Raw genomic sequence first — 5,597 nt, 5'->3', positions numbered from 1 at the left:
AAGGCAACTAAGTCGCTCAGAGCTTAAAAAGATGCGTAATGATAAGATTACAAAGATTTTGGTGTATTCATTCCAAAGAGTATATGAGTTTTATCTGGGAGAAGGTGGAGATAAAGAACTCAAAGAACACCTAAAATGCCTTTATTACTATCGTTTAACCACTAATTAAGAGCAGTTATGTCCTTTATGGAACTTGACCTAAATATCCGAATGAGTGAAAACCCGCTGGCATTAAACAAGAGCGATGCGGGTGAGGATATTGTGGTAGTACGTGAGGAAAGCAGATTTAAACAACATACGATTAATATGCTTATCTCAGATAGGGAGACAGAAAGCGTACAGCTTAATATAAACGGCACTTTATTGGAAATACCCACCTACAAACTCACTATAACCGATGATAAAACAGAAGAGATAAGGGTATTTCAGGTAACAAGGGACATTCCTCATTTTACAGAAGAAAAGCAACACAAAAGCCTACTTTCGTTTATAGGCATCAAACGTTTTGACACGACTTCCTATTTGTATGAGAATATCTGCTTTGAACCCGACAAAGAGGGTATTACTGAATACACACTAAGCAAATACCGCAAAAAGACCGAAGACAGCCTCTCTTATACTTTTGCTCACAGAGGGCAAACTATACTTTTGTATGCTGGTAATATTGAAAACTTTCAAAAACCCAATGATGTGGATTACTTCTTTGTCATCGTAGATGCCCACAATGGACAGAGTTTTATGGGAGATATACACTACCGTGAGCAACTACTCAAACTCACCCCAAAAGTACAATTGCAACTTATCAAACGCAAACAACTCACCAAAGAGATAGAGTATACCGAAAAGGGAGAGATAAAAAAGAAAATATATTTATGATAATGAAAGGCACTTACTACAAAACTCCCATAGACTTCAAGGCACTGATAGAGAAGCGCGACCTTGCCAAGACCACCTTAGAGACCTCTGTTGACCAGCAACTCTTCCTACTGGCTACCACAGCTTGGGGAGAATGCAAATTTGATGAAGGTTTTGGCATAGGCTTTTGGGAGGCAGATTTTGATATGCTTAAAAGTGATGCCAACCTAAAACTCTTGGTAAAAGAGAGCTTGAAAGAAGCTATACAGCGATACGAAAAACGCTTATTTGTAGAAGAGGTTGAAGTAGAGGTAACCAATCAAAACCTGAGTACCTTAGAAAAGACCCGTACAAAGAAGAAAGTAATGATCTACGTCAAAGGTTTTATAAAAGAGACAAACAACCCTTATGAGTATAGAACACACTTGTTTATAGCACCTTTGTCTTACTAACAAATACAAAAAAGATGGATCAAGATAGAATAAGAGACCGCATATTAAGACGTGCCTCACGTATGTGGGGCTATAGTGAGAGCGAAACAGAGAACTCCTTTGACCCCTTGGTGGGTTTACTGATTTCTGCTTGTGCCTCAGAACTTGAAAAACTCAGCTTTGAACAAGAGAACTCACGGGCAAGAATTATCGACCGAATTTTAGAGGTGATGTTCCCCGAAGAAGTTGCTGGGGCACTCTCTGCGCATACAATCTTACAAGTGTACCCTTCCCAAAACAACAAGCCTATCTCATTATATAACAGCTTTGCAACCAAGAAAAGAGTTCAAGATATCTATAACCCCCAAGAGAATAAAGAAATAGACATTACTTTTTCCCCAACTATACCCTTAAAACTCACTACAGCCAAAGTAAAATATATCGCTTATGGCAATGAACTAATAGAACAAGAGAGCTTTTTCTTTGATGAGAAAATAGCCAAAGGGGTAAAACCACTCCCAGCAGGAGAGCTATGGATTGGGATAGAAAACACCAATAATGAACCTTTGGAAGACCTTCAGTTTTTTATCAATGTAAATAACAATGAACATAAAGAGCTCTTCTATCACTATTTAAAATTAGCTACTGTAAGTGCTCAAAACAAAAAGTTTACACTGCGCAATGGATACAATGTAGAAGATAAGCATCTTGATTTACAGCATATTATTACCAAGAATAACAACTCATTAGCTTCTATATACAATGAGGTCAATCAATTCTACCAGCCTAATTTCTATACGCTTAAAGGTGTATTGGAGCCTATTAGTCCAACTAATAACAAAGAAGCAGAAACTCAGTTATATAGTCATTTTCCTAATATAGAAGAGCAGGTCAAAGAAAATATTTTGTGGATTAAATTTGAGTTCTCCACAGTAGTACACACAGAGGTTTTTCGCAGTGTGCGCTTTATGCTCAGTTGCGTGCCTGTCATCAATATAGGGTACAAAAAATTACCTCAAATACTCAAGGGAAGTCTTAATATATTTCCATTACCCACAGAGCATCACTTTTTGGACATTGATTATATCATTGATGGCAACCAGAATAGAATTGACTTAAAAAAACACCAAAGCAAAGAGCAGGACACCGTTGCAGTGGTCAGACGAGGAGGAGTTGCCCGACTTGACAACAGAGAGGCAACCGAGCTATTGCAATACCTTTTAGAGGTTATAAAAAATGAAGCTGCAGCCTTTGCTGCTGTTGGAGGCGATTACACTAAGGATGTGCTAAAAGAGATTTTTCAGCATATAGCCTCTTTGGAGCAGAGAAAAGATAAACAAGGTATCGTAAAGGATAACAATACATATCTTATCATTTCCACGACTAAAAGCGAAGAGCAAAATAACTGTGAGGTAGCTTTTTGGCATACCTCAGGAGCAGAAGGCAATGGACTAAGGGCAGGAACAAAATGTACTCCACCTGCTCAAAGTTCTTATTTTACAGCCCCTGCCACTATTCTAAAAACCTCTGTAGGCGGTAGAAACCGTCTCACTTCTGAGGAGAAACTCTTAGAACTGAGAAGTGCGCTACTCTCACGCGGTAGGATAGTAACCATCGCGGATATAGAAGCTTTTGGGATGAGCCATTTTAAGAGTGCTATAACCACCATTGAGGTAACAAAAGGCACTAAGAAAGAGGTCTCTACTACCCAAGGTTTTAGTCGTACCATAGATATCTACCTTACAAAGAACAATACAACTCAAAATATAAGCCCAGAAGAATGGGAGTACCTCAAAGAGAGTTTTATGCTAAAACTAAAGAGTGCCTCTGCTAATATGTACCCTTATCGGCTTTTTGAGAAGAGATAAGAACTAAAAAAGAGAAAAGAAACTTTTATATTTTGATAGAGTTTTGAAAGATTTTTATAAACACGTTTAATTTATTGAATATCAATAAATTAAAAACTCACTTTTAAAACGAAGTGGTTAAAGTTTTGTTAAATTTAACGAAAACTCTTGTGTGTTAAATAATATTGCGTAGTTTTGTACCGAGATACATCTATAGATTTATCCATTCTTGGATTTGAATGGGAAAGTAGGTGCGAAGAAGCGTAATAAAGAAACAATATTAACTTAATACATAAATACTATGGCAGTTAGCAGTAAAGGTATAGGCGGAAATGAAGTCCCCTTAGATGCCAATGAGGCAATTGCAGACATTCCTCAGAATAGAACCCTGATAGCACAAAAGCTAACAGCAGATGACCCCATCAAGCCAGAGCTGGTAGAAGGGCTTACTTCTATTGAAAAAGTATTTGAACACTTTAGCCCGCAGATAAACATAGACTTTGAGGATGCTGAAGGAGCTATGAAGAAAGAGACACTTTCTTTTAGCAATCTGGGAGATTTTGGGGTAAAGGGCATCACAGCACAAAGCGACTTCCTTACAGGTTTGGAGACTGAAAAAGACCAATACCAAAAGATTGTTAAGCAACTGAAAAGCAATAAGGTGCTTAAAGCTGCCTTAGAAGACCCCGAAGCCAAGGCAGCACTGCTGAGTACCTTACGAGGCTTGATTAGTGAATTAACAGAAAAGAAATAGTTTAGTTTTTACCTAAAAATATAAGACAATGGCAGATAATACAGCTAAACAAGCACAAGGTGCTCCCTTAGCACCACAAGGAAAACCTATTTCCATAGAGAAGTCTATAGAGGCTTTGGCACGTTATGGTGGATTTGATCTCTTAGAGAGTGCTATTGAGAATGTACAAAATGTAAATCCAGAGCGCAAAGCACGTAGAAATATTTTCCTTTCAGAGGCTAACAAAGCCAAAGAACGTGAGACCTTAAAAAAGACTTTAGAGTTATGGCTCAATGTGCTTAGTGATAATGAGACCATTACCGATATGGTCGCTTCTTCAGAAGACCATAAAAAAGCCTCTGAAGCGTTACTTACAAAGAACTTAGCGTATGCCGTAGACGCTACCAAAGAGTTAGAGGCTAACTATCGTACGGTAGCACTTTTCTATAAAAACACTGAAGAAGATAAGGTTAAGAATGTAACTATTGTCAATGCTACTCTTGAGCAATTAAAAGACTTAGACAACACCCGATTTATTGATACTATTCACGCAGAGCTTACTGATAATTATGACCGATTAGACCTTAAAAACAACTATTCTATCTTGGTTATCCCAGGTTATTTAGGTTCTAATGCGGTACTTGAAAAGTGGGCAAAAATAGCCCATAGCAATAAGGTAATGCTCGTTACCGACTTTCAGCACTTAGATGAACCAGATGATGTAATGGAGATGTTTGATGAGGCAAATCACACAGGGGGAGATGTATACCGCTCCAATGTACTGATGACTTGTAATTGGCTTGTAGGTCGTGGTCGTTTTGAAGAAATAGAAGAAACTGATGATTTATTTGTACCCCCTTCAGCAGCTTTGGCTGGTAAGATTTACAAGACATTGATGTCTCAGGTAACGGCGGGTAAGAAGTTTGGGGGTATCAATGAGGTAGAAGGAGTAAAGTTTGACCTTAAGAAGAGTGAGATTGCTAACTTAGAGAGTCTGGGACTTATCCCAATGGTCAATGAATATGGCAAGGTAATGGCATTTTCAGCCAAAACCTTATTCAATGGGGATAATATAGGTTTGCAGACCTATTCAGTAGTACGTGTGTTTGACTATGTAACCAAAGTGCTGATGGACTTTTTGAACAGACGTGCTTTTGAGAACTATTCCTCAGTAACCCGCAAAGAGATTATGGGACAGATAGTTCGCTTTTTAGATAGCATCACAGGTCCTTATAAGCTGATTGAAAAGTTTGAAATCAAACGATTTGAGCAAGATGCTATCCAAAAAGACAAAATCCATTTGGATATTCATATGACCCCTTATTTCCCAGCAAAGAACTTCCTGATTAAGATGGACGGACAAAAGGGAGATGATGGCAACGAGTGGGATGTAGAATACGCACAGAATTAAAAAATAGATAATATACATAATTATTGTAATTAAGATGATAAACTAATAAAAGCCAATTGAAAATTAATAGAGAGTAAGGAGAGAAAGAAGGCAAAATATATTTTCCATAGTTGGTAGTATTGAGTATTTAAATTTTAAAATATATTTAACATGGCATTTAAAGCAAAATTAGTGGTTGCGGGTAAAGAGCGCAACATTCTTTCCGTAGACTACGGAATGTTACAGGAAACCGATGCGTCAGGCAGACCATCAAGTATCTCAAGAGGAGGAAAGATCCACATCACTGTGGAAAGCACAGGAGATACCGACCTCTTTGAGTG

6 protein-coding genes are annotated in these 5,597 nt (G+C 37.9%); all 6 read left to right on the top strand.

Going from position 1 to position 5,597, the window contains the following annotated elements; genetic code table 11:
• Nucleotides 1-177 precede the first annotated feature (177 nt).
• Complete coding sequence (locus VJJ03_RS11360) at nt 178-876, top strand: hypothetical protein (RefSeq protein WP_323975681.1); 699 nt, start codon at nt 178-180, stop codon at nt 874-876.
• Complete coding sequence (locus tag VJJ03_RS11355) at nt 873-1,307, top strand: GPW/gp25 family protein (RefSeq protein WP_323975680.1); 435 nt, start codon at nt 873-875, stop codon at nt 1,305-1,307. Before VJJ03_RS11360 ends, VJJ03_RS11355 begins: the two co-directional genes overlap by 4 nt.
• Nucleotides 1,308-1,321: 14 nt before the next feature.
• Nucleotides 1,322-3,154 (top strand): type VI secretion system baseplate subunit TssF, encoded by a 1,833-nt coding sequence (locus tag VJJ03_RS11350; protein ID WP_323975679.1) that lies wholly within the window; start codon nt 1,322-1,324, stop codon nt 3,152-3,154.
• Nucleotides 3,155-3,434: 280 nt separating this feature from the next.
• A complete protein-coding gene (locus VJJ03_RS11345; protein ID WP_009401500.1) occupies nt 3,435-3,887 on the top strand; it encodes a hypothetical protein in 453 nt (150 codons plus the stop codon).
• A gap of 28 nt (nt 3,888-3,915) precedes the next feature.
• Nucleotides 3,916-5,277: a DUF5458 family protein gene (locus tag VJJ03_RS11340; RefSeq protein WP_323975678.1), complete on the top strand. Its 1,362-nt coding sequence runs from the start codon at nt 3,916-3,918 to the stop codon at nt 5,275-5,277.
• Between the two features lie 150 nt (nt 5,278-5,427).
• Nucleotides 5,428-5,597: type VI secretion system tube protein TssD (gene tssD, locus VJJ03_RS11335; protein ID WP_323975682.1), on the top strand; the 170-nt coding region annotated here is incomplete at its 3' end.

The organism is Capnocytophaga sp. G2 (assembly GCF_035282625.1).
Taxonomy (GTDB): domain Bacteria; phylum Bacteroidota; class Bacteroidia; order Flavobacteriales; family Flavobacteriaceae; genus Capnocytophaga.
The sequence above is the reverse complement of the archived record's forward strand: the minus strand, read 5'-3'. Positions and strand labels throughout refer to the sequence as shown.

Excerpts from the sequence above, each read along its gene's own strand:
- VJJ03_RS11360 (WP_323975681.1), top strand. The coding sequence starts at position 178 with ATGTCCTTTATGGAACTTGACCTAAATATCCGAATGAGTGAAAACCCG.
- VJJ03_RS11355 (WP_323975680.1), top strand. The coding sequence starts at position 873 with ATGATAATGAAAGGCACTTACTACAAAACTCCCATAGACTTCAAGGCA.
- VJJ03_RS11350 (WP_323975679.1), top strand. The coding sequence starts at position 1,322 with ATGGATCAAGATAGAATAAGAGACCGCATATTAAGACGTGCCTCACGT.
- VJJ03_RS11345 (WP_009401500.1), top strand. The coding sequence starts at position 3,435 with ATGGCAGTTAGCAGTAAAGGTATAGGCGGAAATGAAGTCCCCTTAGAT.
- VJJ03_RS11340 (WP_323975678.1), top strand. The coding sequence starts at position 3,916 with ATGGCAGATAATACAGCTAAACAAGCACAAGGTGCTCCCTTAGCACCA.